This is a genomic window from Serratia sp. ASV30 (assembly GCF_016428815.1).
In the GTDB taxonomy this organism is placed as follows: Bacteria; Pseudomonadota; Gammaproteobacteria; order Enterobacterales; family Enterobacteriaceae; genus Chania; species Chania fonticola_C.
Genome location: NZ_JAELTL010000012.1, coordinates 61,405 through 86,514, shown reverse-complemented (window position 1 = coordinate 86,514; position 25,110 = coordinate 61,405). Strand labels below are relative to the sequence as shown.

Here is a 25,110-nt window from a genome sequence, read left to right as displayed (position 1 = left end):
CAGCGGCATCAGTGCCAGCGCTTAAGGGGGATTTTCCGTCTATCAAGGTGCCAGTCGGTCAATTATCCAGTCATTTCCCTCGCGTTGATACAGGAAACGGTCGTGCAACCGGTGTGCGCCCCCTTGCCAGAACTCAACGGAGTCAAATTTCACGCGGAAACCACCCCAAAAACTGGGCAATGGCACCTCGCCTTGCTGGAATTTTTGCTTCAGTTCGAGGAATTTGCTTTCCAGGATGCCACGAGCGGAGATGCGCGTTGACTGCTGCGACACCCAAGCGCCGATCTGGCTGTCTTTGGGCCGACTGTTGAAATACTTCATCACTTCCAGCGTCGATAGCCGCTCGGCCTGGCCGAGGAAGATCACCTGGCGATCCAGCATATGCCACGGGAACAGCAGGCTGATATGCGGGTTTTGCGCCAGCTGTTGCGCTTTGCGGCTGCCCAGGTTGGTATAAAACACCAGGCCCTGATCATCGAAGTGCTTTAGCAGCACGATGCGTTGGAAAGGCTGCCCCTGCTCGTCCACGGTAGCGACACACATGGCGGTAGGATCGGCCAAACGCGCCTCACAAGCCTGTTTGAGCCAGCGTTCGAACAAATCCAGGGGGTTGGCGGTCAGATCGTTACGGCGTAGCCCGCCACGGGTATATTCACGGCGCAGATCCGCCACATCAAACTCATTATTATCAGTCATCTGGATTAGCAACCAAGCGGTAAATTCGTTGTCATATTCTGCGCCTGTAGCAGCAGGATCTCAATCATTCTGCTAGCAAATTGCTGCGCCCCGATAGTGCAACAAGTGAGGGTCGTGCAGAACGCCGACACGCCGTCAATCCATACATGGGGGCTCGTATCGCGCATCTCTGCGCTCGACGGTCGGTTAACCTGCACAACTCCCACCTGCCTCAGGCTTCAATGGCGCGGTATTAAGCGTGGTTAGCGTCTTGAGCCAGCACGCAGTCGCTCATGATCACTTTATCATTGCGCTCGACAAAGGCGTTTGGCCCTTTCGACCAGAAGGTGTATTTACCGTCGCTGTATTTGGCACCGGACGCCGCCAGCACCTGTTTCAGCTTCAGTTGTTCGCCGTCCATCAGGAAGCTGACCGTGCTCTCTTCACCATTGAGTTCCACGGTAAGCGGCGTCGTTCCACATTGATAGTGCAACGTTTCGCTTTTTTGTGGGACCACATAGCTGCAACCCGCCAACACGAGAACTCCGGCAACCATCACTATTTTTTTCATCAGGTGCTCCTTAAGATATGTACCCTTTCCTTATCCTAACAGAGCTAGCGGCGGCCCAACGGCAAAACCGGATAAATCCCACCTAGCAGCGTTTCACAACTGGCACCGGTAACTGAAGGCAGATTTCCCGGCAGACCGGAAAGGGTCCGGAATGCTAGCCAGGCAAAAGCCAACGCCTCCATGTCATCTCCACTGACGCCAAAGTGATCGGTGGTTGCCACCTCGGTACCCGGCAGCAAAGCGGACATTCTCGCCATCAACAGTGGATTACGGGCACCACCACCGCAGACCAGCAGCCGCTCACAGCCCCCAGCCAGCATCACCTGCTCGCTAATGGTGGTGGCGGTCAGTTCCACCAGCGTGCTCATCACATCCACCGGCGTTAACCCCGGCAACGTCGCCAGCTGTTTTTCCAGCCAACTGATATTGAAATATTCTCGGCCGGTACTTTTCGGTGCCGGTAAGGCGAAATAAGGGTCGGCCAACATCTGCTGCAATAGCGGTAAGCAAACGCGCCCTTCCATCGCCCAAAGGCCATCTTTATCGAAAGGTTTCGAGCGATGGCGCCATACCCACGCATCCAGCAGCATATTCCCCGGCCCGGTATCAAAACCGCGCACCGGTGCGCCGGGCAGTAACAGTGACAGGTTGGCGATGCCACCAATATTCAGCACCATACGGCGCTCGGTCGGGTGAGCCAACAAAGCCTGATGAAACGCGGGAACCAAAGGCGCCCCTTGGCCACCATAGGCCATATCACGGCGGCGAAAATCCCCCACGGTAGTGATATTGGTCAATGCCGCCACCCGGTTATTGTCCCCAAGCTGCATCGAAAAACGTGTCTCGCCCTCCGGCTCATGCCATACCGTTTGGCCATGACAGCCAATGGCGGTGATTTCATGGGCCGGAATACCGGTCTGCTTTAACAGCCCCTGCACCGCTTCACCGAACAGCGTGCCCAACTGCGCATCCAACCGTCCTACGGCAGAAAGCGTGGTCTGCTGCCCTTGGCACATCCCCAAAATATCTTTTTTCAGTTGGATCGGCATTGGGTGGCTATAGCTTGCCTGTTGCGCCACCATACGTTCATCGATCGCGGCAAGCACCACGTCGATCCCATCCAGACTGGTGCCAGACATAACACCAATATAGCGGCCTGACTTCATCAGCACTATCCTTTACCCTTTCCAGGTTGCAACCGTTTTCACCCTTTAAATAGACCAGAATTGTGCGATTAACGCCATGAATTATGATGTCTTTTTTACGGCCTGTGAGCGAAGTTGTTTATTTTATGCCGAGAATTGGTTATATATTCAACAATCCGCGGGGTTAAAGCGCCGATTATTTGTTTTCAGTTCTGTCATAAAGCTAAACCACCGTTTATTATTGGTTGAACAGAGGAAAGCTAAGCTGTATTACAGAGGCAGCTCATGGATGATTTCAAACCGATTCAACCATAATTGCTGTAATATTTATAGAACTTGGTTTGGGCCTATCTCCCAGATCTGGATTACCAACTGCAGGAGCTTTATATGATCAAGCGTCTTCTTGTTGTCGCTCTCGCCTCAGTCACACTGGCGGGCTGTGCAAACCAAACCGCGTCCGGTGATGTCTATTCCGCCTCTCAGGCCAAACAGGTACAAACCGTGACCTTTGGGACCTTGGTGTCCGTACGCCCGGTGCAAATTCAGGGCGGTGAAGGCTCAAGCATGCTTGGCACCATCGGCGGCGCAGTCCTGGGTGGATTCCTGGGGAATACCATTGGTGGCGGCACTGGCCGTAGCCTGGCAACCGCAGCGGGCGCCGTAGCCGGTGGTGTGGTAGGCGACAGCGTCGGTAGCGCAGCTAGCCGTAGCAACGCCTGGGAGCTGGAAATCAAAACCGATAATAAAGAAAATATCGTGGTGGTACAGAAAGCCGGGTCGACTAAATTCAGCCCAGGCCAGCGCGTTCGTATGGCGCAAAATGGCAGTACAGTTACCGTTTCTCCACTGTAACGTCCTTGCCTGAATGCAAAACCGGAGGCCCCTGGGCCTCCGGTTTCTGTTTGTTGCTGTGACTAAGCATAATAAAAAAAGTCGCTGGATTTATTGTTTTTCTTGCAGTTCGATGATGTTCTGTTCCAGCTTGCTAATCAGACCAACTAAAAGTCTTACTTCTTCTGCCGAGATACCGCTGAGAATTTCGCCTCTGGTTGACGTGATCACACTATCCACCTCACGAATAATCGGCTCTGCCGCCTCGGTCAATTTGATGCGCTTGGCACGTCGATCGTTAGCGCAGGTGTGACGGGTGATCAACCCTTTTTCTTCCAGTTGATCCAAGGTACGGACCAATGAAGGTTGCTCAATACCGATCGCTTTTGCCAATTGGATTTGCGACTGTTCAGGCGGTAATCGGTTGATATTGTGCAATGTCACCCAATGCGTTTGTGTAAGCTCCAACGGCTTTAGCCGATGATCGATCAGCGCACGCCAAACACGAACTAATCGTGCTAAATCTGAACCTAACGTTGATTCCACTTCCCCCTCCTTATAGTTAGCATGCTAACATTACTCCCCAAAGTGTAGCCCATTTTGGTTAATTAACATTAAAAACACAAATGTATATAATCCAAATCGCAAAAATAGACACATTTTTATCGGTAATTGGTTATCCTCTATGCAAACATCCTTCATATTCACTCATCGGGATTGCTAACGTGAATACGACTTGGCTCCATACTGCGTCACCACTGCCCGATCTGGTGCTAGGTGCATCGCTTTATTTCCCACCTCTATTTAAAGCTTTCTTACTGGGTTTAGTCTTCTGGTTGCTGGTGCATCACTTGCTACGCGACTGGATGTACTCCGGTGATATTTGGCACCCAATGCTGATGGATCTGTCCATCTTCGTCATTACCGTCAGCGGTTCCCTGTGGCTCCTAGCGAGTTGGTAACTCATGAAGCATAAGACATTAAAGTATTTTTCGACGGTTATTGTTTTCGCCATCGCGATCTGTGCTGGCTGGTGGTTATGGAATTACTACATGCAATCCCCTTGGACACGCGACGGTAAGGTTCGAGCTGAACTCGTCAATATTACCCCGGAAGTCTCTGGCAGATTAGAGAAGATACTCGTTCATGATAATCAGTTCGTTACTGCGGGAAGCCTGATTTTCAGCATTGATCCCGTGCCTTACCAAATTGCGTTGGACAATGCCGAGGCGGCGCTGGCCAAAGCGCAGGCAGATATGGCCAAGGCAGATCATGAAGCAGCCCGCCGCCGCAGCCTGCCCCGTAACGTCATCTCCTCGGAAGATCTGGATGAGTCCAACCTGGCCGCCGCCTCCATGAAAGCCTCGTATAAGGCGGCGCAGGCCAATCTGGAACAGGCCAAATGGAACCTCAGCAAAACGCGGATCTATGCCCCTACCGACGGTTACATCACCAACTTACAGGCCCGCGTCGGCAACTACGCCACCGCAGGAACGCCGTTGGTGGCGCTGGTAGACACCCATTCGTTCTATGTGCTCGGTTATTTCGAAGAGACCAAGCTCAGACATATCAGAGAGGGACGCAAGGCGGATATCGTGTTGTATAACGGCAATATTCGGCTGCAAGGGGTGGTCGAAAGCATTGGCCGGGCCATTTACGACCAAAGCGCCGACAGCAGCAGTGATTTGCTGATGGATGTGAAACCCAACGTGCCTTGGGTACGCCTGGCACAACGGGTGCCGGTACGCATCAAGCTGATCGATATTCCAGCCGACCTGACTCTGGTAGCCGGTACCACCTGCACCATTTCAATTCATCAGCAGGATTAATGTGTGAACCTGCCCTTTCTTGAATGGAAGCGCTCGCCCTGGGGTAAAGCCACCGCAGGGCAATGGCGCTATGCGCTACGCAACACCCTGGCTATGTGCCTGGCGTTGTGGGTCGCCTTCGTTTTACAGCTGGACGAGCCCTATTGGGCACTGACCTCCGCCGCCGTCGTCAGTTTTCCGACGGTTGGCGGCGTGATCAGCAAGAGCATTGGCCGCATTTTTGGCAGTCTGCTTGGTGCCATGGCTTCACTGCTGATTGCCGGTTGCCTGAACGATCCCTGGTTGTTCACCTTGTCGATTGCCAGTTGGTTGGGGCTATGCACCTACATTTCCAACCACTACCAGAACAATGTCTCCTACGCCTTTGCCCTGGCGGGCTATACCGCCGCGATCATCGTGTTTGGCACGGTGAATATTACCGACACCCAGCAAATTTTTGATATCACCCAGGCACGCGTATGTGAGGTGATCACCGGTATCCTGTGCGGTGGCCTGATGATGATGATCCTGCCAAGCACTTCCGATGGTGAGACTTTGCTGGTATCGCTACGCCGCATGCACTTACGCCTGCTGGAACACGCCGCCATGCTGTGGCAACCGGAAATCAGCCTGCGGATGCGTACCTCCCACGAGGGCGTTATCGGCCAGATCCTGACCATGAACCTGCTGAGAATTCAGGCCTTCTGGAGCCATTACCGGCTGCGCCGACAAAACAATATCCTCAACTACATGCTGCATCAGCAATTGCGCATCACCAGCGTCATCTCCAGCCTGCGCCGCATGTTGTTAAACTGGCCAGATTGCCCGGAGAATCTGGCGGCAGTGTTGGAGCAATTGTTGAATGAATTACGCGACCCCACCACGGATAAATACCGGCTGGCTCATATTCTGGTCGCCATCGCCCCTCAGGATCCGGCCGATTACCGCCATCGGGCCTTCTTCCTGCGCCTGCGCCACTTTTGCTGGCTCTATCTGCGCTGTTCCCGTTGGCTGCAACGGCTGGAAAGCGCTACCCAGGTCAGCGATATCGAACCACCGCGAGTTACCTCACTAGCGCGCCATACCGACAGTGTTGAGGCCGCTTACAACGGGCTACGCACTTTCTTATGCATCCTGATCGGTTGCGCTTATTGGATCACTACCCAGTGGGACTCCGGTAGCTCTGCGCTGACGCTGATCGCCATCAGTTGCGTGCTCTATTCCTCTACGCCTTCGCCGATCAAATCCATCACCACCTTACTGAAGGCTGTTTCCCTGCTGTTTGCCTTCTGCTTTGTGATGAAGTTTGGCCTGATGATCCAGATTGACGATTTCTGGGTGTTCTGCGCCTTCCTGTTCCCGACCCTGGTCACGATGCAGATGTTGAAACTGCAAAATCCACCCTACGCCCCACTATGGGGTCAGTTGATCGTGTTTATGGGATCGTTTCTCGCCGTGACCAACCCACCGAGCTACGATTATCAGGGCTATATCAATGACAGTCTCGCCAAGATTGCCGGCGTGCTGTTGGCCGGATTGGCGTTCCAAATCCTACGGCCCAGTTCGGACAAACTCAAAAGCCGAAGGATTATCCGCGCGTTACGCCGTGATTTTATCGATCAATTGAGTAAGAAACCGCAGCAAAGCGAAAGTCAGTTTGAGTCGCGTATTTATCACCGCATCAGTCAACTGAATCAAAGCCGGGATCAGGAGGCTCGCACTTGGCTATTGCGCTGGGGAGTAGTACTACTGAACTGCAGCCACGTGGTTTGGCAACTGCGTGATTGGCAAACCCGTTCAGACCCGCTGGCCGCCGTGCGCGACGTCTGTATTCATTGTTTGAAGGGAGTCATGACTGAGAAAGGGGTGCAGCATGCGTCGTTGGACGCCACCTTGCAGGAGTTGCAGCGTATGAGTAACGCGCTTGCCCAGCATCCAGAACAGGCTGCGCGTGATTTGGCGGGCTTGATTTGGCGACTGTACTGCTCACTGCAGCAGTTACAGCAGGCGATCATTCCACCGGAAGCGGTAACAGCGCCCACGCCAGGCTGACGCGGGCGGCTGATTTATTTGATTACGCCACAGGCGAAGCGATCGCCACCACCACCCAGAGGTTTGGGTTGATCGGAGTGGTTATCCCCCCCGGCGTGTACCATCAGCGCCTTGCCTTCGATTTCGCTGATTTTCTTCAAGCGCGGAGCCAGGACCTGGGTGTCAGCCATACCGTCCGCCGTGACATAGATTGCTGGCAAATCGCCTAAATGCCCGTTGGCATCATAAGGCCCGAGATGCTTGCCGGTTTTTGCAGGATCAAAGTGGCCACCCGCAGCCAATGCGGCTACCGCCTTGCCTTCTTTTATACCCGGTTCACAACTGCCTTTCTCATGAACGTGAAAACCGTGCACACCAGCAGGCAAAGCTTTCAACTGCGGGGTGAACAACAGGCCGTAAGGCGTTTCGCTAATTGTGATTTTACCAATGTCCTGACCAATTCCCTGGCCGGTCACCAGATTCATTTCGACATCAACCGTTGCCGCCTGGGCAACGCCGCAGGCCATCAACCCCAATGCCGCACACCAATAACGTTTCATCACTCAATCTCCATGCGATAGTTATAGTCCTTAGGGAGTATATACCGAATTGATTTTGTCACAGTTGCAATTAGCCATTAATCAGAACCACCAGTGAGCTGGTTATAATATTTTGTGACCTTCCTCCCGTTACAGCAATTACACCGCACACTACAATCCACCCGATTTATCGCGGCTTATAGCAGCGAGTTGGGGCGAGGAACCTGTTCTCGGCCAATAACCTGATCCGCTTTGTTGCTCCAGATGAAGGCGAAAATGGCGAAATCGCCGCCTATCGTTTGGATAAGTTCTTGTCCGCTATCGGTCAAAAATATGAATTTAGCCAGGGCAAAGTGTTCGTCTTCACCCACCCTTTAATACTGAATGCGTTCTTTAACAAACGGTTGCCAGATTCCTCATGGCAGCCAAGCCAAGGGATGCAAGTTGTCGCCTTAGCGTATAAAAACGAAACCTTCAGCGTTATCCAGATGAAGTAGTTGCAAAGGCTGGCACAATGCCAGCCTTTGCAACTCAACTTAAGGTACGTCGTAACCCAGTGCCGCTTTACGAATGCGGAACCACTGCTGGCGGCTCAAGGTCAGCTCTTGCGCCTTCAGGGCCGAACGTACGCGCTCGATCTTGCCGGAGCCGATGATTGGCAGCGGTGCCGAAGGCAGACGCATTACCCAGGCATACACCACCTGCTCAATGGTTTCGGCACCAATTTCTTGTGCCACCGTTTGCAGTTCATCACGTAGCGGCTGGAACTCAGCGTCGCTGAATAGCCGCCCGCCCCCCAGACAAGACCAGGCCATCGGTTTGATACGCAGTTGCTGGCATTGGTCCAAGGTGCCGTCGAGGATCGCTGGCTGATAGATCGGGGAAATTTCGATCTGGTTGGTCACCAGAGAGAACGGCAGACGTGACTGCAATAAGGAAAACTGTGCTGGCGTAAAGTTCGAAACGCCGAAATGGCGCACCTTACCGCTTTTATGCAGCGCCACAAAGGCCTCTGCTACCTCGTCGGCTTCCATCAACGGATCGGGACGATGGATCAACAATAAATCCAGGTAGTCCGTATGCAGGTGCGATAATGACTGCTCTGCGCTGTGCACAATATGCTCGCGATCGGTGATGTAATGCCCAATTGGGTTACCCGGCTTGGCGGTGGTGGCGATGCCGCACTTCGACACCAGTTCCATCCCCTGACGCACCGAAGGCTGTAGCTTGATAGCCTCGCCAAAAGCCTGCTCGCAGGCATAACCACCATAAATATCCGCGTGGTCCGCCGTGGTCACCCCCAACTCAACGTGTTGCTTGATAAACGTCAGCAACTGCTGCGGTGACATGCCCCACTCCATCAAACGCCAGTAGCCGCAAATCATGCGTGAGAACTCGGGCCCAAGTGGTGCCAGCTTAATACGATTCAGCATTGTTAAACCTCATGACAATAGTTAACGCCAGCATACACAAGCGCCCAAGCCGTAGGAAACGCAAAAGTGGCCTTAACGTGCGGCGGATCGAAAAAATGAGCAATAAAGTTAAAACAGCGAGGGCTGCTCTGGCGGGATCTCTTCTGGCTGCTTGCCGGTACGCAGTGAGCGCAGGTAACGCTGGCGACACAGGCGCAGAACGTCCTTTTTCTGGACATCGTTCATTTGCATCCAGCCAAAGCGCTCCTCGCGGCTGCGCAGGCAACCACGACAATAGCCGCGCTCATCGGCCTGGCAAATACCACGGCACGGGCTTGGGATGTCAAAGAACTCGAGTTGCTGCGCCACACGTCCTCCTGCGTTGTCATGCTAATTGAAGACGTCATCGGGGCCATTGGCAAGTGGCTTTTCCCCATGACGGCGAAAATATTCTCGCAAATAGTGCAGCGCCTGGCGCGTTTTCTCCGGCAGAACCCGCTCCAGAGTCAACGCATGCAGCCGATATGGCGCTGGCCGCCACTGCGGTAACAGGGCGATTAATTCCCCCCGGCGCAGTTCATCACCAATTTCATACAGCGGTTGGCCGGAAATCCCCAAGCCATTGCGGGTAAAGGCCCGGATCACGTTCATGCTACCGCTGACAACCTGCCCCGCCGCCAGGCGTAGTTTGAATGTTTCGCCCGTATGGTGATGCAAATCGAGATGTAACCCGTGACCACTGCCGGTGATCCAGCGGTGTTGCACCAGCTCCTGAGGCGTTTCTGGTACGCCATGCTGGCTAAGATAGCGCGGCGCGGCACAGAGCACCATGGGCCAGGCGGTCAGCGGGTGAGCAATCAGGTTGGTATCTGCCAGTTGCAGATTTACGCGCAGCGAGATATCTACCCGCTGCTCGATCATATCCACCACCTGGTCATCGGCCAGAATACGCAGCGTCAGCTTTGGGTGTGCCAGCAGCAAGGGAGCCAAGGCCTCCGCCAAGGGGCCGCTACCGATCCCGACGGTGGTGGCAATGCGTAGTTCGCCCACCAGCGTATCCCGCAGCTCCGCCAGCCGCTGCTCCGCGCGCTGTGCTTCCTGCAACATGGCTTCGCAACCTGGGTAGAAGGCTTCCCCCGCATCGGTTAGTGCCAGGCGGCGAGTGGAGCGATGCAATAACGCCACGCCCAACGACTTTTCTAACGACCTCATATGCTGGCTGACCGCAGAGGGCGTCATCTCTAGTCGACGGGCCGCCGCAACAAAGGACCCCTCGGCCACCACGGTGGCGAATACCGCCATTCGATTCAGTTTATCCATGATTATGAAGTTTTACTTAATCAAGAAAGCATAAATATGGCACTAATCAGCCGCATTGTTAAGGCTTATAGTATTTCTACTGCGCCGCCACTGAGTGGTACGGCAACCCGCTAAAAAACATTTCACAGGAGAGACCTCATGAAAGTCGCCATTATTGGAGCAACCGGTTTTGTTGGCCGTCGCGTAGTGGATGAAGCTTTGGCCCGCGGCCTGCAAGTAACCGCCATCGCCCGTCAGAAAAAAGATCTGCCGGATAATGCCAATCTCACCGTCGCCCTGGGTGACGTGGCCGATGGCCCGTGGTTGGCACAACAGTTAGCTGGCCATGATGTCGTGATCAGCGCCTACAACCCTGGTTGGGCGGAGGCGGATCTGTATGAGAAAACCGCTAAAGGTGCCCAACAAATCCTGGCAGCGGTAAAACAATCCGCGGTTAAACGCCTGCTGTACGTTGGCGGTGCCGGTAGCCTGGAAGTGGCTCCGGGAGTTGAGCTGGTTGATACCCCGCAGTTCCCGGAAAATATTCGTCCAGGGGCCCAAGCGGTACGGGATTTACGTAATGCGTTGAAAAAAGAAACCCAGCTGGATTGGACCTACCTTTCCCCTGCCGCGTTGCTGGAACCCGGCAAGCGTACCGGCCAGTTCCGTTTGGGCACGACGCAATTGCTGATGAAGGGTGAAGCTCCGGCCAATATTTCGGTAGAAGACCTCGCGGTTGCCATTATCGATGAGGTTGAAAAACCGCAGTTCATCAAGGCACAGTTTACCGCGGCCTATTAATTATCCGCCAGCGGCTGTAATCGTTGCAGCCGCTCACTACGTCTAAGGTTATCTTAAGTTTCCTCTGGTAAATTTCAGCGCATTACCTAATAGCAGGATCCAGATTTGGCAATGCGCTTACGTCAATCATTACAATGCAACAGCTTGGGTTTTATCCTGGCTTGCGCCCTATTTTTCACAGTTTTCCAGAACCTGCTATTTATTCACCAGGCCTGGTCATATATCAATTTTGATAGCGTACATAGCGTCATTTTTGCGGCGACTATGCCGGTGGTTATTTTCTGTGCCCTGAATATTATCTTCAGCGTATTAACCATTCCGTTCCTTCGTAAACCCCTGGTTATTCTGTTGCTGCTCGGCAGCGCGGCGGCCAACTATTTTATGTTCAGCTATGGTGTGGTGATTGACGGCAATATGATGCAGAACGCCTTCGAGACCAACGCGCAGGAAGCAACGGCGTTGCTCACCCCTCGTATGGGGTTATGGCTGCTATTGCTGGGCATCTTGCCTGCCGTTTTCGTGTGCTTGGTGCGCATCAATAAAACCCGTCCTTGGTGGTACATGATTGGCCTGCGCGCGGCCAACGTGATGCTTTCCGTGGTGGTGATCCTGTTGGTTGCGGCGTTATTCTACAAAGATTACGCCTCGCTAATCCGCAACAATAAAAGCGTGGTGAAAATGCTCACCCCAAGCAATTTTGTGGCTGGCACCATCAAGTACGCTCAACACCGCTATTTCCACCAAAATCTGCCGCTGGTCAAGATTGGTGAAGATGCCCATTTAGGCCCGGTGATCAGCAGCCAGGCCAAAAAGACCCTGGTGATCCTGGTGGTCGGCGAAACCGCGCGGGCAGAGAATTTTTCGCTAGGTGGTTACTCACGCGAGACCAATCCCCGCTTGAAGCAGGACCATGTGGTTTATTTCAAAAATGCCAGTTCCTGTGGTACCGAAACGGCTATCTCCGTGCCCTGCATGTTCTCGAACATGCGACGCAGCGATTACGATGCCACCTTGGCCGCTCATCAGGAAGGCATGCTGGACGTGATGGCACATGCCGGAGTCAACCTGCTGTGGCGCGAAAATGACGGCGGTTGTAAGGGGGCCTGCGATCGCATCCCACATATCGACATGACCAGGCTGAAGCTTTCACAGTATTGCGATGGCGATGTCTGCATGGATAGCGTGCTGCTGCACAAACTGGACGATTATATCAACGGCCTGAAAGGGGACGGTGTGATCGTACTGCATCAGATGGGGAGCCACGGCCCGGCCTACTATCGCCGCAGTACGCCAGAATTACGTCAGTTCTCACCGACCTGTGACAGCAACCAAATCCAGGACTGTACCCACGAGCAACTGGTGAATACCTACGACAATTCACTACTGTACACCGACGCCATGCTGGACAGCACCATCAAGCTGTTGCAGCAATACAGCAGCAAATTCAATACGGCAATGGTCTATCTTTCCGATCACGGTGAATCGCTCGGGGAGAATGGCATGTACCTGCACGGTACGCCTTATATGTTCGCGCCTTCTCAGCAGACCCAGGTGCCTTTCCTGATGTGGATGTCGGCCGATTATGAACGCAATTTCGGCATCAACCGTCAATGTCTGCAATCTCTGGCGGATACCGAAAAAGTTTCACAGGATAATCTGTTCCACACCCTGTTGGGGATGGTAAACGTGCAGACACGGCAGTATCAGCCTGACCTGGATATTCTGCAGCGCTGTCGCAAGGCTTAACCTTAGCCGCTCCCTCTGGCACAATAGTTATAAACGGACACCGCATGCAGCTAGACGAGCGCTTTTCGGGCGCAGCATGCGGCGCCCCTTAGGTGTGATGGCGTGAGCAGGTCCGCTACAGAGGCTAAGCAGGCTGCAATGCTTGCCGTATGGGCCAAAATTTTTATCCGTTTTTTTTATCTGCGACTTGACCTAGACCAATCGGTCTATTATTCTCATTTCCATTATGACAAAACAGACGAATTGCAACGGGGATACCCGAGAACATCTGCTCGCTACCGGCGAAACGCTCAGCCTACGCCTTGGTTTTACCGGCATGGGCCTCAGTGAGTTGCTCGCTACCGCTGGCGTGCCCAAAGGATCGTTCTATCACTATTTTCGCTCGAAGGAAGCTTTTGGCGAAGCGATGTTGCAACGCTATTTTGCCCATTATGACGCTCAAATGCAGGCGCTGTTTGCCGACTCCCGTAGCGATGCGCGTAATCAGTTATTAAGTTATTACGCCCAGGCCATCAGCTTCCACTGCCGTAGTGAGTGCCATAATGCTTGCCTGGCAGTGAAACTCTCCGCAGAGGTCAGCGATCTTTCTGAACCTATGCGCCATGCGTTGGAAGCGGGCACCAGCCGCGTGATCGGTCATCTGCAAGACGCGATCGAACGCGGCATCCGTGAAGGTTCACTGTCTATCACTATGAGCCCGGCGGCCACGGCGGAAACGCTGTACTCGCTGTGGTTGGGCGCATCGTTGCGGGCTAAAATCCGCCACTCGGTCGCCCCGCTGACTTGTGCGCTGGAAAGTATCGAATTACTGTTGCGTCCAGCGCAACCATAACCCCCATTTTTTACCCGAAAAACATGTTAGCGAAATTGTTCACCATCACTAGTCGACTGGTCTAATACTATAGGATGCACTATGAAGATTGAAAAATTGTTCTCTCCGCTCAAAGTTGGCCACACCACCCTGCCCAACCGTGTGTTCATGGCTCCGCTGACTCGTCTGCGCAGCATCGAGCCAGGTGACATCCCAACGCCGCTGATGGCGGAATACTATGCGCAGCGTGCCAGCGCTGGCCTGCTGATCACCGAAGCCACCCAGATTTCTTTCCAGGCGAAAGGTTATGCCGGAGCACCCGGTCTGCATACCCCAGAACAAATCGCCGCGTGGAAAAAAATCACCCAGGCAGTACATGACAAACAGGGTCATATCGCTGTGCAGCTTTGGCACGTAGGGCGTATCTCACACTCCAGCTTGCAGCCGGGCCAGCAGGCTCCCGTCGCGCCTTCAGCGATCAATGCCGAAACCCGCACCACGGTACGTGATGAAACCGGTGCCTGGGTCCGTGTGCCAACCTCTACCCCGCGCGCGTTGGAAACCAACGAAATTCCGGGGATCGTCAGCGATTTCCGTCAGGCAGCGGCCAACTCGCGTGAAGCCGGTTTTGACTATATTGAACTGCACGCCGCGCATGGTTACCTGCTGCACCAGTTTATGTCTCCGGCATCCAACCAGCGTACCGACCAATACGGTGGCAGCATTGAAAACCGTACCCGTCTGACGCTGGAAGTGGTCGATGCCAGCATTGCCGAAATCGGTGCCGATCGCGTTGGTATCCGTATCTCGCCGTTAGGCCCGTTCAATGGCTTGGACAACGGCGAAGATCAGGAAGAAGCGGCGTTGTATCTGATCGAAGAGTTGAACAAGCGCGGTATCGCCTACCTGCATATTTCCGAGCCGGATTGGGCCGGTGGCAAGCCTTACTCAACCGCGTTCCGCGATGCAGTAAGAGCACACTTCCAAGGCGTGATTATTGGCGCGGGTGCCTATACGGCGGAGAAAGCGGAAGAGCTGATCGCCCAAGGCTTTATTGATGCCGTCGCCTTTGGCCGTAGCTATATCGCCAACCCAGATCTGGTGGAGCGCTTTAAACAACAGGCTCCGCTCAACGAGCAGCGTGCCGATTTCTTCTACGGCGGGGGTGCCGAGGGTTATACCGACTACCCGACCCTGTAAGTGAATTAAATTGACTTTGCACTCAGCTAATTAGGTGCGCTAAATACCGCGACACCTCAGGTTGAGGTGGGTGGGAGCCATACAGGTTAGCCGACCGTTGAGCGCATGGACGCGCGATACGAGCCTCCATGGATGGATCCACGGCGTGTCGGCGTTCTGTCTGGCCCCCGCCTGCCGTACTATTATCCGCAGCCATATTTATTTGTGACAACGTCACCTATACCATCACCTACCACATGCGTTGAATTGCCTTATGCGACAAGGCTATACTGTCTGACGCTGTTCAAGTCACCTGCCGTCAGCCGCGGCATATCCAATCAGAGGAAATTATGCGCTTACTCCATACCATGCTCCGTGTCGGCGATCTGCAACGCTCCATCGACTTCTATACCAAGGTATTAGGCATGCGCTTACTGCGTACCAGCGAAAACACCGAGTACAAATACTCGCTGGCCTTCGTGGGTTATAGCGATGAAAGCGAAGGCTCGGTCATCGAACTGACCTATAACTGGGGCGTCGACAGCTACGAGATGGGCTCCGCTTTTGGTCATCTGGCGCTGGGCGTCGATGATGTAGCCGCTACCTGCGACAACATCCGTCAGGCCGGTGGCAAAGTCACCCGCGAAGCCGGCCCAGTCAAGGGCGGTACCACCGTGATTGCCTTCGTCGAAGATCCGGACGGCTACAAGATCGAACTGATCGAGAACAAGCACGCAGGTCACGGCCTCGGTAACTGAGGTTTCTCCAGGGCGCTCCATGCGCCCTGCTTTCTATCTCCGCTGCACCAAGACAAGAAATTTGTCATAATGCGCGCTGAATTCGCTAAAGATAAGAAACTGATGGCCGAAAAAAGTGATCTTAACGCCCTGAGTGGCCGTTTCCGTGGGTTTTATCCCGTTGTTATTGATGTGGAAACCGCCGGGTTTCATGCTCAGACCGATGCGCTGCTAGAGATTGCCGCCGTCACGCTGAAAATGGATGAAAATGGCTGGTTACAGCAAGATGAAACGCTGCATTTTCATGTAGAGCCGTTTGAAGGGGCAAACCTGCAACCGGAAGCGCTGGCCTTCAACGGTATCGATCCACATAATCCACTGCGTGGCGCAGTGAGTGAATATGATGCGCTGCATGCGATTTTCAAAGCAGTGCGTAAAGGCATTAAGGATCAGGGCTGTAACCGGGCAATCATCGTGGCGCATAATGCCAACTTTGATCACAGTTTCCTGATGGCCGCCGCCGAGCGTGCCAGCCTGAAGCGCAACCCGTTCCACCCGTTCGCCACCTTTGATACCGCAGCGCTTAGCGGGCTGGTATTGGGGCAGACGGTGCTGGCTAAAGCCTGTATTGCCGCCGGCATGCCGTTTGATAGCAGCCAGGCGCACTCAGCACTTTATGATACTCAGCAAACCGCCCAGCTATTCTGTGAACTGGTCAATCGCTGGAAACGTCTCGGTGGCTGGCCGATTGCCAACGTTGAATCGCAATAGCTTGCTGGCAAACTGACAGACATAAAAAAATCGGGCGGCACTGTTAAAGGTGCCGCCCGATTTTATCTGGTAAACCCCTAGGCCATTAAGGCTGTTGGTCTTCCTGATCTTTATATTTCTCGGCCGTTTCTTTGATCAACGGCTGCAGTTCACCACGCTGGTACATCTCGATGATGATATCGCAGCCGCCAACCAGTTCACCATCGACCCACAGCTGTGGGAAGGTTGGCCAGTTGGCGTATTTTGGCAGCTCGGCGCGAATATCCGGGTTTTGCAGAATATCAACATAGGCAAAGCGTTCGCCACAGGCAGAAAGCGCCTGCACGGCCTGAGCAGAGAAACCGCAGCTTGGCAATTTCGGTGAGCCCTTCATATACAGCAGGATCGGGTTAGCAGAAATTTGCTGCTGAATTTTTTCAATCGTCGTCATTATTGCTTCCTCAAGCCACATCATGGCCACAACATGCATCACATTGTCTATTGTAGCGGCAGGACCGGTGCCAAGAAAACGCCATCTTTTGCAGGGACATTCTCTGATTGCCTTAGCAAACGCTGCGGTCACACCGAGCTGGTTAAAACATGGCCCCAGAATAACATTTTTAACCCGGACGTTTCACTATTATATTTGCGCAGCCCAATGCCGCGAGCAATAAGCCAACCGCATGATCCATGTCGCTTTTTTAGCCACTAGACGCTTGATTTTGCAACAATAAAAATGCCATTAACGTTTTCTCACAATATGAATTAGTATTTATGAGATCCACGCTGTTTTATAGGGTGAATTTCGGGAATACTGTGACTCATTCGATTTCTGTTTCGGAGCCAAGGTTGGTAACGTCGATATGCGGTTAATTATTACACTTTTTGTGCTGCTATTTACGCAGCTCTTCTTCAATTTGGCGCACGCTGCGCCACAGGCACGTGTTTCTGCCGAGCAGCGCAAGAGTCACGTTAATGAAGCCCGGCCAGACGACCGCAAAAAAAAGAAAGCGGAGAAAGCCAATAAAAAAGTGAAGGCAGCCACCCCTCCGAAAACGCTAAAAAACAAACAAGCAACCTTAAAGAACGCAAAAAAAACCACCAGCGTTAAAACCAAAAACCAGGTAACCAAAACGGCCAAGGTCAAAGTCACCCCGCCTAAGAAAGGCTATAAAAAAGGTTATGGTCGCCATCGTGAGGAAGGCAAGGCCACAGCAAAATTGGCTGGCCACGAAAAGCCTCTGAAACTTTCTGCCGCCCACAAAAAACGCTATCAGCACGCCAAGCAGACCGCAATGGCCAAGCTGATGGGGCAAATGGGTAAACCCTACCGTTGGGGTGGATCTTCACCCGGTACGGGCTTCGACTGTAGTGGGCTGATTTATTACGCGTACAAAGACGTTGTCAAAATCAAAATGCCGCGTACCGCCAACGAAATGTACCACCTCCGAGACGCTGCGCCGATCAAGCGCAATGAGCTTGAGATGGGCGATCTGGTGTTCTTCCGTATCAATAACCGTGGCACAGCCGATCACGTTGGTGTCTATCTTGGTAACGGCAAGTTCATCCAGTCACCGCGTACCGGTGAAGAAATTCGCATCAGTCAGTTGGATAATGACTATTGGCAGAACCATTATATTGGCGCCCGCCGCGTAGTGACCCCAACCACCATTCGTTGACTTGGCACGGCTGAGCCTAATGCTCAGCCGTGCACTCCTCTCCCAAAAAACAAAAAGCCGCTGCGACTTCAATCAATCAGTCACTTGGCACACTTTGGATGTTCTTTTCGCTCGGAAAGTTGTTAAGATTAATAACCATAACAAAAGTGGTGCAATCGCGTTTTTTCGCCCTCGGCCACCAAGGCCCACAGTGTCGGAGAGACGTATTGTCTATAAAAGGAGAAAGCAATGTCGTTTGAATTACCTGCATTACCATATGAGAAAAACGCTCTCGAACCGCACATTTCCGCAGAAACGCTGGAATACCACTATGGCAAGCACCATAACACCTACGTGGTTAACCTGAACAACCTGGTGAAAGGCAGCGAGTTCGAAGGCAAATCCCTGGTCGAGATCGTCAAGACCGCCACCGGTGGGGTGTTCAACAACGCAGCTCAAGTCTGGAACCACACCTTCTATTGGCACTGCTTGTCACCGCAAGGTGGTGGCGAACCAACAGGCGCAGTGGCGGAGGCCATCAATAAGTCATTCGGCTCTTTCGCCGCCTTCAAAGAGCAGTTCACCGATGCCGCCGTGAAAAACTTCGGCGCTGGCTGGACCTGGCTGGTGAAAAAAGCGGACGGCAGTCTGGCAATCGTCAGCACCTCGAACGCGGCAACCCCGCTGACGGGCGCAGACGTTCCGCTATTGACCGTTGACGTGTGGGAACATGCTTACTATATCGACTACCGCAATGCGCGGCCAAAGTACCTGGAAAACTTCTGGGCGTTGGTGAACTGGGCGTTCGTGGCAGAAAACCTGGCTTAACGGCGGGTGGCTAGCTAATAATAAGGCGCAGCATCAAGCTGCGCCTTTGTTTTTCTGCTGCGGATCAGTTCAATGCGGCAATAAAACTGAAAGCAATAATCATTGCCAAAGCACCCACGGTGGTGAGTAATGACATCTTCAAATTGGTATCCATATACAACTCCCTCTCAGATTGGCTTTTCCAGAGCATAAGCCACACAGTTTATACGTCAAATCATTTTCCCACAGTCCGTGATTAAAATCTTGTTTTGATTTCCCCACTGATAATTACCGATTAGCTCTTCCACTTTTCTTCAATTTGCGACAAAATCCGCAGTTCACAACTGCGTACCGATAAACTGCCCCTCCCTGTTCAAGCGATTTACGACTTCAGCACTAAAAACTCAGTTTTCGCTTATCTGGGGAAGGATCTACGCAGGCAAACGATTAACATCATACTTACATGCTGTAACATGTGGGTTTAGGAGTCATTTTTTACATGGCAACGATTAAAGATGTGGCCAAACGCGCTGGCGTTTCTACCACTACCGTTTCGCACGTTATCAATAAAACGCGTTTCGTCGCCGAAGATACCAAAACGGCCGTTTGGGCCGCTATCAAAGAGCTGCACTATTCACCCAGCGCCGTGGCCCGCAGCCTCAAGGTCAACCATACTAAATCGATCGGTTTGCTCGCCACCTCGAGCGAGGCTCCCTATTTTGCCGAAGTGATCGAAGCGGTAGAAAACAGCTGCTACAGCAAAGGCTATACCCTGATCTTGTGTAACTCGCACAATAATCTGGATAAACAGCAAGCCTATCTGGCGATGTTGGCGCAAAAACGTGTCGATGGCCTGCTGGTGATGTGCTCAGAATATCCTGATCAGCTACTGGGCATGCTGGAAGATTACCGTAATATTCCCATGGTGGTGATGGATTGGGGTACCGCGCGCGGAGACTTCACCGATACCATTATCGACAATGCCTTCGAGGGCGGCTACCTGGCAGGCCGCTACCTGATCGAGCGTGGCCACCGGGACATCGGTGCCATTCCGGGTCAACTGGCACGTAATACTGGTGGGGGTCGCCATCAGGGCTTTCTGAAGGCCATGAAGGAAGCCAACATCGAAGTGCGCGAAGAATGGGTCGTGCAGGGGGATTTCGAGCCCGAATCTGGCTACAAAGCCATGCATCAGATCCTGTCGCAAAAGCATCGCCCCACCGCCGTTTTCTGTGGCGGTGATATTATGGCCATGGGGGCGATCTGCGCCGCCGATGAGCTGGGGTTGCGTGTACCACAGGATATTTCTGTCATTGGCTACGACAACGTGCGTAATGCCCGCTACTTCACCCCAGCGCTGACCACCATTCACCAGCCGAAAGAGCGCCTGGGTGAGATGGCCTTTACCATGCTGTTGGATCGCATCATCAGCAAGCGTGAAGAGTCGCAGGTGATTGAAGTACATCCAAAACTTATCGAGCGCCGCTCAGTTGCCGATGGTCCTTTTGTCGATTACCGCCGTTAACTCATGTTGGGGCGCATGTGAACTGCCCCCGGCTCCTCTTCACTGAGCCATTCCTGATTGAGCGTTTCGCTATCGCCCAGATAATCCAACAGCCAGGCCATGGCCGGCGACTGGGCGTTTTGCTGCCAGGTCAGGCAGCAGGCGCTGGGTGGGAAAGGCTCATGCAGTGGCAACACCACCAGTTCGCCACTTTGTACCAACGGCAATACCCGATGCGCGGGCACCATGCCCACACACAGCCCGGCACGCAAACAATCTACCGCCGAAACCCAGTCCGGCACGGTCAGCCGCCGCTGGTTGTCCAGCGACCAGGTCACCCGCTTGGGTAAATTGCGCGAAGTATCCTCCAACAGCAACGAGGGATAAGGCCGTAGCTGATCGTCGCGCAGTTTTCCTTGCATGGCGGCCAGCGGATGCTTGGCATGGACTACGCAGAGCCAATTCATAAAGCCCATATCGCGAAAGGCAAAACCACCGCCCACTGGCACCGCCCGCGTTGCGCCGATGGCCATCTCCGCGCGGCCATCGACCAGTGCATCCCATACGCCGTTAAATACTTCAGGCTGCACCATCAGTTCCACATCGGGGAAATGGCGATAAAAATCCAGCACCAATTGGCGGCTGCGCTGGGGTTTGACGATCAGATCGACCGCAATCCGCAATTGCCCGCGCCAACCGTTGGCCACTTGCTGACACTGTCGTCGGGTATCAAGCATTTTTTTGATAACAACCCGCGCTTCTTTAATAAACAGCGCCCCCGCAGGCGTCAGTTCCACATCCCGGTGACGGCGTTCAAACAGTGGCACCGCCAGCCATTGCTCCAATTGGCGCACCGTATAGCTCACCGCAGAAGGAACACGGTGCAGCTCCTGTGCCGCCGCGCTGAAACTGCCGGTCCGTGCTACCGCATCTACCACATCGAGTGAATATTCAGACCACATAAGCTTGCCTTCAAATTTTTTAACAGCACCTTGCAAATATTACCGTTTCACAAGCAGAGATCCAGCCGTATACACTTGCCGGCGCTTCAAAACCTGCGACAGCATAATTTTAACGAGAAATAGCAATGCGAAATTTTGGATTTATGTTCTACCTGGCTGGCCTGAGTATGTTGGGCTATCTGGCTACCGATATGTACCTGCCCGCCTTTGGGGCAATGCAGCAGGATCTGCAAATCTCCGCTGGGGCGATCAGCGCCAGCCTGAGCATCTTCCTGGCGGGCTTTGCCTTCGCCCAGTTGCTGTGGGGGCCGCTGTCAGACCGTATTGGCCGTAAGCCCGTGTTATTGATTGGCCTTGCACTGTTCGCCTTCGGCTGTCTCGGTATGCTGTGGGTCGAGAACGTGGCACAACTGTGGTCACTGCGCTTTATTCAAGCCATTGGCGTGTGTTCCGCCGCCGTCACCTGGCAGGCGATCGTGGTCGATCGCTACCGCGATGGCAAAGCCAACCGCGTTTTCGCTTCCATTATGCCACTGGTCGCCCTCTCTCCAGCGTTGGCCCCGCTGCTGGGTGCCTGGTTGCTCAACCATATGGGCTGGCGGGCCATCTTCGCCGTGCTGCTGGGGATTACCGCCCTGCTGCTGATCCCCACTTTACTGCTGAAAGACCGCAGCAGACTGGTACCTTCCGCCGATAAGAAGCCAAGACTTGGCTTTATGCAGATTTTGAAATCCCCGGTATTCAGCGGCAACGTGATGGTTTTTGCCGCCTGCTCTGCCGGCTTCTTCGCCTGGCTGACGGGTTCACCCTTTATCCTCGGCGATATGGGGTATAGCCCAAACGATATTGGTTTGAGCTATGTGCCGCAAACACTGGCTTTCTTATTAGGGGGTTACAGCTGCCGTAGCGCGTTAAATCGCATTTCTGGCAAAACCTTGCTGCCGTGGTTGCTGTTAGCTTATGGCGTTAGCATGGTGGCGTTGTATCTGATTGCCACGTTGAGCGAACCAACGTTGACCACGCTGTTGATACCGTTCTGCTTTATGGCGCTAGTAAACGGTGCCAGCTATCCTATTCTAGTGGCCAATGCATTGATGCCCTTCCCCAACAACAGTGGCAAAGCCGCTGCGCTGCAAAATACGTTGCAGTTGGGGTTATGCTTTATCGCCAGCCTGTTGGTTTCGGCATTTATCGCCCAACCGCTGTTAGCCACGGCTAGCGTAATGGTTGCTACCGTATTTTTAGCAGCCTTGGGCTATCTGATCCAACGTGGGAAAGGAACGGATGATACGCAGGTAACACGGCAGGAGCGTGCCGACTCCGTCTCATAATTCTCCTTGTAAATAGTCACTTAATGAAAATTCTTGCCGAGCGCGATTTGCAGTTGAGTCTACGCCTCGGCAAGCCTATACTCAAAACGACCTTTTAGAATAACAGTTATACTAAGCTCTTATTGCAGCAACTGCTGCGTACGTGGATGGCATCACACTTTATTTAAGGTAGCATTTACCCGCGTTCTTTGACGCAGGGAGTCTCTTAAATTTCCTCTGTTCCAGTCGGATATCAGACACCACGGTGAAATTTTACCGTAGGTATACGTATGCCCCTGTAGAAATTGTCTACGCTAAATTCTGCAGGATCATAAGTCAGAAGAAGGTGATGGAGAAGCTATGAGTTCATCGTGTATAGAAGATCTGAGCATCCAGGATAACCATTGGTATCGTATCGCTCATGAAATGCTTAGCATGGCCGGTATTGAAATCAATGGTTCACGCCCTTTCGATATTCAGATCAATAATCCCAATTTCTTTAAACGCGTACTGCAAGACGGCTCCCTGGGGCTGGGTGAAAGCTATATGGACGGTTGGTGGGAGTGCGAACGGCTGGACATATTTTTTCAGCGGGTTGTCGCAGCTGGCCTGGAAAAGAAACTGCCCCACCACCTGAAGGATATCTTGCGTATTGCCGCCGCTCGCCTGACCAATTTGCAATCCCAAAAACGTGCCTGGATCGTTGGTAAAGAGCATTACGATCTGGGTAACGATTTGTTTACCCAGATGCTGGATCCCTACATGCAATATTCCTGTGGCTATTGGCAACAGGCCACTACGTTGGAAGAAGCACAAGAAGCTAAACTTCGGTTGATTTGCGAAAAACTGCACCTGCAGCCCGGCATGCGGGTATTGGACATCGGTTGTGGCTGGGGCGGCCTGTCTGCTTATGCGGCCAGGCACTACGGCGTTTCCATGGTAGGGGTCACCATCTCCGCCGAACAGCAGAAAATGGCGCAAGAACGCTGTGCCGGGCTGGACGTAGAAATTCTGCTGCAGGATTACCGCGATCTCTACCAGCAGTTTGACCGCATCGTCTCGGTTGGCATGTTCGAACACGTTGGGCCGAAGAACTACCGCACCTATTTCGAGGTGGTGGAACGTAATTTAAAACCCGATGGCATTTTCCTGTTGCATACCATTGGCTCCAACGAAACCGATATGAACGTTGATCCGTGGATCAATAAATATATCTTCCCCAACGGTTGCCTGCCGTCAGTGAAGCATATTGCCCAGGCCAGCGAAGGCCGTTTCGTCATGGAAGATTGGCATAATATCGGCGCAGATTACGATCGTACTCTGATGGCCTGGTATGAACGCTTCAAACAGAGCTGGCCACAGCTGGCATCGCGCTATTCCGAACGTTTCGAAAGGATGTTCAGTTATTACCTTAATGCCTGTGCCGGGGCGTTCCGCGCTCGCGATATTCAACTTTGGCAGGTGGTATTCAGCCCTAAAGGCGTCGAAGGTGGCCTGCGAGTTCCCCGCTAAAATCCTTTACCCCAACCCACAGGGTTGGGGTAAAGGATAATCAACCGCAATAAACGCGAATGATTTTGTCTTCACTGTCACCCAGGAAGTTCAAGCGCTTTAGATTGAAGTCCATGGTTACCATAGAGTTATAAGGAATAGTCCGTACCTGCTGAGGAATATTGACCCCATCCAACGCAGACAGCGGTTTACCCACATAATTCTGATACTGCGCCGCACCACAGGTATCGTCTTCAGCCTCGGCAGACTGTGAGTTCGCCTGTTCCGGGGAGCTTGAACAGGCGGTCAGCGCCAACAGCGCCGCTAACATCATCGTTTTTCTATAAAACTTCACGTTTGGCTCCTATATAGGGTTATCGGTACAGGGTTCTCAGGCTTTGGGTACTGGCGGCTTGGTAACAGCTAACGCAGCCTCACGATTAGCCAACACGCGCTCGACGGTATCCACCACCGCCTGAGTTTGCGGATCGATTTCTATATTGACCTTATCGCCCAGGCGCTTTTTACCTAGCGTGGTGCGCTCAAGGGTTTCCGGGATCAAATGCACACAGAAACGGTTATTGACCACCTCACCTATGGTCAGGCTAATGCCGTCGATGCCGATAAAACCCTTATGCAGCACATATTTCATCAAATCGATATTCGGCATACGCAGCCAGATCTGGCGATTATTTTCCGAGGTATAGATCTTGGTGACTTCCGCAGTACAGATAATATGCCCGGACATCAGGTGCCCGCCGATTTCATCGTTAAACTTGGCTGCTCTTTCCAGATTGACTACATCACCCAGTTTAAGATCGCCAAGATTGGTCAACCGCAGGGTCTCTTTGATCAGGTCAAAGCTGACGCGATTGCCTGCAATCTCCGTGACGGTCAGGCAGCAGCCGTTGTGGGCTACCGAGGCCCCCAACTCCAGCCCTGGTAACAACTCATCAGGCATTTCAACAACGTGGGTACGGAAGTTGGGTTTTTCATCAACGGCAACCAGCGGGGCGGTGCCTTGTACGATACCGGTAAACATG

At 53.1% G+C, this 25,110-nt stretch carries 28 protein-coding genes; 15 read left to right on the top strand and 13 right to left on the bottom strand.

Features of this window, described 5'->3' with window-relative positions; translation table 11 throughout:
* Positions 1–42 precede the first annotated feature (42 nt).
* From pdxH to anmK, 3 genes are all read right to left on the bottom strand, one after another.
* Positions 43–696: a pyridoxamine 5'-phosphate oxidase gene (pdxH, locus tag JHD74_RS07815; protein WP_199062320.1), complete on the bottom strand. Its 654-nt coding sequence runs from the start codon at positions 694–696 to the stop codon at positions 43–45.
* Positions 697–928: 232 nt separating this feature from the next.
* The gene (locus tag JHD74_RS07810; RefSeq protein ID WP_065686122.1) at positions 929–1,246 is read right to left on the bottom strand and encodes an MliC family protein; all 318 of its coding nucleotides are present in this window, start codon (positions 1,244–1,246) and stop codon (positions 929–931) included.
* Between the two features lie 44 nt (positions 1,247–1,290).
* A complete protein-coding gene (anmK, locus tag JHD74_RS07805; RefSeq protein ID WP_024529912.1) occupies positions 1,291–2,412 on the bottom strand; it encodes an anhydro-N-acetylmuramic acid kinase in 1,122 nt (373 codons plus the stop codon).
* A gap of 366 nt (positions 2,413–2,778) precedes the next feature.
* Between anmK and JHD74_RS07800 the strand changes: the two genes are divergently transcribed.
* Positions 2,779–3,243, top strand: coding sequence for a glycine zipper 2TM domain-containing protein (locus JHD74_RS07800; protein WP_021178081.1), 465 nt, complete (start codon positions 2,779–2,781; stop codon positions 3,241–3,243).
* A 90-nt stretch (positions 3,244–3,333) separates the two neighbouring features.
* Here JHD74_RS07800 and slyA read toward each other — a convergent pair whose 3' ends face one another.
* Complete coding sequence (gene slyA, locus JHD74_RS07795) at positions 3,334–3,768, bottom strand: transcriptional regulator SlyA (RefSeq protein WP_021178082.1); 435 nt, start codon at positions 3,766–3,768, stop codon at positions 3,334–3,336.
* 179 nt (positions 3,769–3,947) lie between these two features.
* On the opposite strand from slyA, the gene JHD74_RS26585 reads away from it, so the two are divergent.
* The 3 genes from JHD74_RS26585 to JHD74_RS07780 are packed head-to-tail and all read left to right on the top strand — an operon-like array spanning position 3,948 to position 7,082.
* Positions 3,948–4,184, top strand: a complete 237-nt coding sequence (locus JHD74_RS26585) for a DUF1656 domain-containing protein (RefSeq protein WP_024486868.1) — start codon at positions 3,948–3,950, stop codon at positions 4,182–4,184.
* A gap of 3 nt (positions 4,185–4,187) precedes the next feature.
* Complete coding sequence (locus JHD74_RS07785) at positions 4,188–5,051, top strand: HlyD family secretion protein (RefSeq protein WP_024529911.1); 864 nt, start codon at positions 4,188–4,190, stop codon at positions 5,049–5,051.
* Positions 5,052–5,054: 3 nt separating this feature from the next.
* On the top strand, positions 5,055–7,082 hold the full coding sequence (locus tag JHD74_RS07780) for an FUSC family protein (protein WP_199062318.1): 2,028 nt from the start codon (positions 5,055–5,057) through the stop codon (positions 7,080–7,082).
* Positions 7,083–7,096: 14 nt separating this feature from the next.
* Here the strand turns inward: JHD74_RS07780 and sodC are convergent, their stop codons facing one another.
* From sodC to JHD74_RS07760, 4 genes are all read right to left on the bottom strand, one after another.
* Positions 7,097–7,621 carry a superoxide dismutase family protein gene (sodC, locus tag JHD74_RS07775; protein WP_024529909.1) on the bottom strand — a complete coding sequence of 175 codons (525 nt, stop codon included), beginning with the start codon at positions 7,619–7,621 and terminating at the stop codon, positions 7,097–7,099.
* Between the two features lie 515 nt (positions 7,622–8,136).
* Entirely contained in the window at positions 8,137–9,033 is an 897-nt protein-coding gene (locus JHD74_RS07770) for an aldo/keto reductase family oxidoreductase (RefSeq protein WP_024529907.1), read from the bottom strand.
* Positions 9,034–9,141: 108 nt separating this feature from the next.
* Positions 9,142–9,381: a DUF1289 domain-containing protein gene (locus JHD74_RS07765; protein ID WP_021804547.1), complete on the bottom strand. Its 240-nt coding sequence runs from the start codon at positions 9,379–9,381 to the stop codon at positions 9,142–9,144.
* 21 nt (positions 9,382–9,402) lie between these two features.
* Positions 9,403–10,332: a LysR substrate-binding domain-containing protein gene (locus tag JHD74_RS07760; RefSeq protein ID WP_199062316.1), complete on the bottom strand. Its 930-nt coding sequence runs from the start codon at positions 10,330–10,332 to the stop codon at positions 9,403–9,405.
* 138 nt (positions 10,333–10,470) lie between these two features.
* Here JHD74_RS07760 and JHD74_RS07755 point away from each other — a divergent pair, with 138 nt between their 5' ends.
* From JHD74_RS07755 to rnt, 6 genes are all read left to right on the top strand, one after another.
* On the top strand, positions 10,471–11,112 hold the full coding sequence (locus tag JHD74_RS07755) for an NAD(P)-dependent oxidoreductase (RefSeq protein ID WP_024529905.1): 642 nt from the start codon (positions 10,471–10,473) through the stop codon (positions 11,110–11,112).
* A 111-nt stretch (positions 11,113–11,223) separates the two neighbouring features.
* Complete coding sequence (eptA, locus tag JHD74_RS07750) at positions 11,224–12,858, top strand: phosphoethanolamine transferase EptA (protein ID WP_199062314.1); 1,635 nt, start codon at positions 11,224–11,226, stop codon at positions 12,856–12,858.
* A 226-nt stretch (positions 12,859–13,084) separates the two neighbouring features.
* Positions 13,085–13,690: a TetR/AcrR family transcriptional regulator gene (locus tag JHD74_RS07745; RefSeq protein ID WP_029711408.1), complete on the top strand. Its 606-nt coding sequence runs from the start codon at positions 13,085–13,087 to the stop codon at positions 13,688–13,690.
* 81 nt (positions 13,691–13,771) lie between these two features.
* Positions 13,772–14,869, top strand: coding sequence for an alkene reductase (locus JHD74_RS07740; protein ID WP_024529902.1), 1,098 nt, complete (start codon positions 13,772–13,774; stop codon positions 14,867–14,869).
* Positions 14,870–15,198: 329 nt separating this feature from the next.
* The gene (gloA, locus tag JHD74_RS07735) at positions 15,199–15,606 is read left to right on the top strand and encodes a lactoylglutathione lyase (RefSeq protein ID WP_024529901.1); all 408 of its coding nucleotides are present in this window, start codon (positions 15,199–15,201) and stop codon (positions 15,604–15,606) included.
* Between the two features lie 69 nt (positions 15,607–15,675).
* Positions 15,676–16,356: a ribonuclease T gene (rnt, locus tag JHD74_RS07730; RefSeq protein ID WP_021178094.1), complete on the top strand. Its 681-nt coding sequence runs from the start codon at positions 15,676–15,678 to the stop codon at positions 16,354–16,356.
* Positions 16,357–16,441: 85 nt separating this feature from the next.
* Here the strand turns inward: rnt and JHD74_RS07725 are convergent, their stop codons facing one another.
* Positions 16,442–16,789 carry a Grx4 family monothiol glutaredoxin gene (locus JHD74_RS07725; protein WP_172413932.1) on the bottom strand — a complete coding sequence of 116 codons (348 nt, stop codon included), beginning with the start codon at positions 16,787–16,789 and terminating at the stop codon, positions 16,442–16,444.
* Between the two features lie 409 nt (positions 16,790–17,198).
* Here JHD74_RS07725 and JHD74_RS07720 point away from each other — a divergent pair, with 409 nt between their 5' ends.
* Positions 17,199–18,014 carry a C40 family peptidase gene (locus tag JHD74_RS07720; RefSeq protein WP_024529900.1) on the top strand — a complete coding sequence of 272 codons (816 nt, stop codon included), beginning with the start codon at positions 17,199–17,201 and terminating at the stop codon, positions 18,012–18,014.
* A gap of 228 nt (positions 18,015–18,242) precedes the next feature.
* A complete protein-coding gene (gene sodB / locus JHD74_RS07715; RefSeq protein ID WP_074031396.1) occupies positions 18,243–18,821 on the top strand; it encodes a superoxide dismutase [Fe] in 579 nt (192 codons plus the stop codon).
* Between the two features lie 64 nt (positions 18,822–18,885).
* Here sodB and JHD74_RS07710 read toward each other — a convergent pair whose 3' ends face one another.
* Positions 18,886–18,975, bottom strand: coding sequence for a YnhF family membrane protein (locus tag JHD74_RS07710; protein WP_158006235.1), 90 nt, complete (start codon positions 18,973–18,975; stop codon positions 18,886–18,888).
* Between the two features lie 324 nt (positions 18,976–19,299).
* On the opposite strand from JHD74_RS07710, the gene purR reads away from it, so the two are divergent.
* On the top strand, positions 19,300–20,325 hold the full coding sequence (gene purR, locus JHD74_RS07705; protein WP_024529899.1) for an HTH-type transcriptional repressor PurR: 1,026 nt from the start codon (positions 19,300–19,302) through the stop codon (positions 20,323–20,325).
* Here purR and punR read toward each other — a convergent pair.
* Positions 20,322–21,266: a DNA-binding transcriptional activator PunR gene (gene punR / locus JHD74_RS07700; RefSeq protein WP_074031395.1), complete on the bottom strand. Its 945-nt coding sequence runs from the start codon at positions 21,264–21,266 to the stop codon at positions 20,322–20,324. The two genes, purR and punR, sit on opposite strands and share 4 nt — an antisense overlap.
* 125 nt (positions 21,267–21,391) lie before the next feature.
* Here punR and punC point away from each other — a divergent pair, with 125 nt between their 5' ends.
* Both punC and cfa read left to right on the top strand, forming a co-directional pair.
* Positions 21,392–22,597, top strand: coding sequence for a purine nucleoside transporter PunC (punC, locus tag JHD74_RS07695; protein WP_024529897.1), 1,206 nt, complete (start codon positions 21,392–21,394; stop codon positions 22,595–22,597).
* Positions 22,598–22,936: 339 nt separating this feature from the next.
* On the top strand, positions 22,937–24,088 hold the full coding sequence (gene cfa / locus JHD74_RS07690; protein WP_024529896.1) for a cyclopropane fatty acyl phospholipid synthase: 1,152 nt from the start codon (positions 22,937–22,939) through the stop codon (positions 24,086–24,088).
* A 40-nt stretch (positions 24,089–24,128) separates the two neighbouring features.
* Here the strand turns inward: cfa and JHD74_RS07685 are convergent, their stop codons facing one another.
* Together JHD74_RS07685 and JHD74_RS07680 are read right to left on the bottom strand one after the other, a co-directional pair.
* Positions 24,129–24,422, bottom strand: coding sequence for an I78 family peptidase inhibitor (locus JHD74_RS07685; protein WP_024529895.1), 294 nt, complete (start codon positions 24,420–24,422; stop codon positions 24,129–24,131).
* Positions 24,423–24,458: 36 nt separating this feature from the next.
* The gene (locus JHD74_RS07680; RefSeq protein ID WP_024529894.1) at positions 24,459–25,109 is read right to left on the bottom strand and encodes a riboflavin synthase; all 651 of its coding nucleotides are present in this window, start codon (positions 25,107–25,109) and stop codon (positions 24,459–24,461) included.
* Position 25,110: the final 1 nt, after the last annotated feature.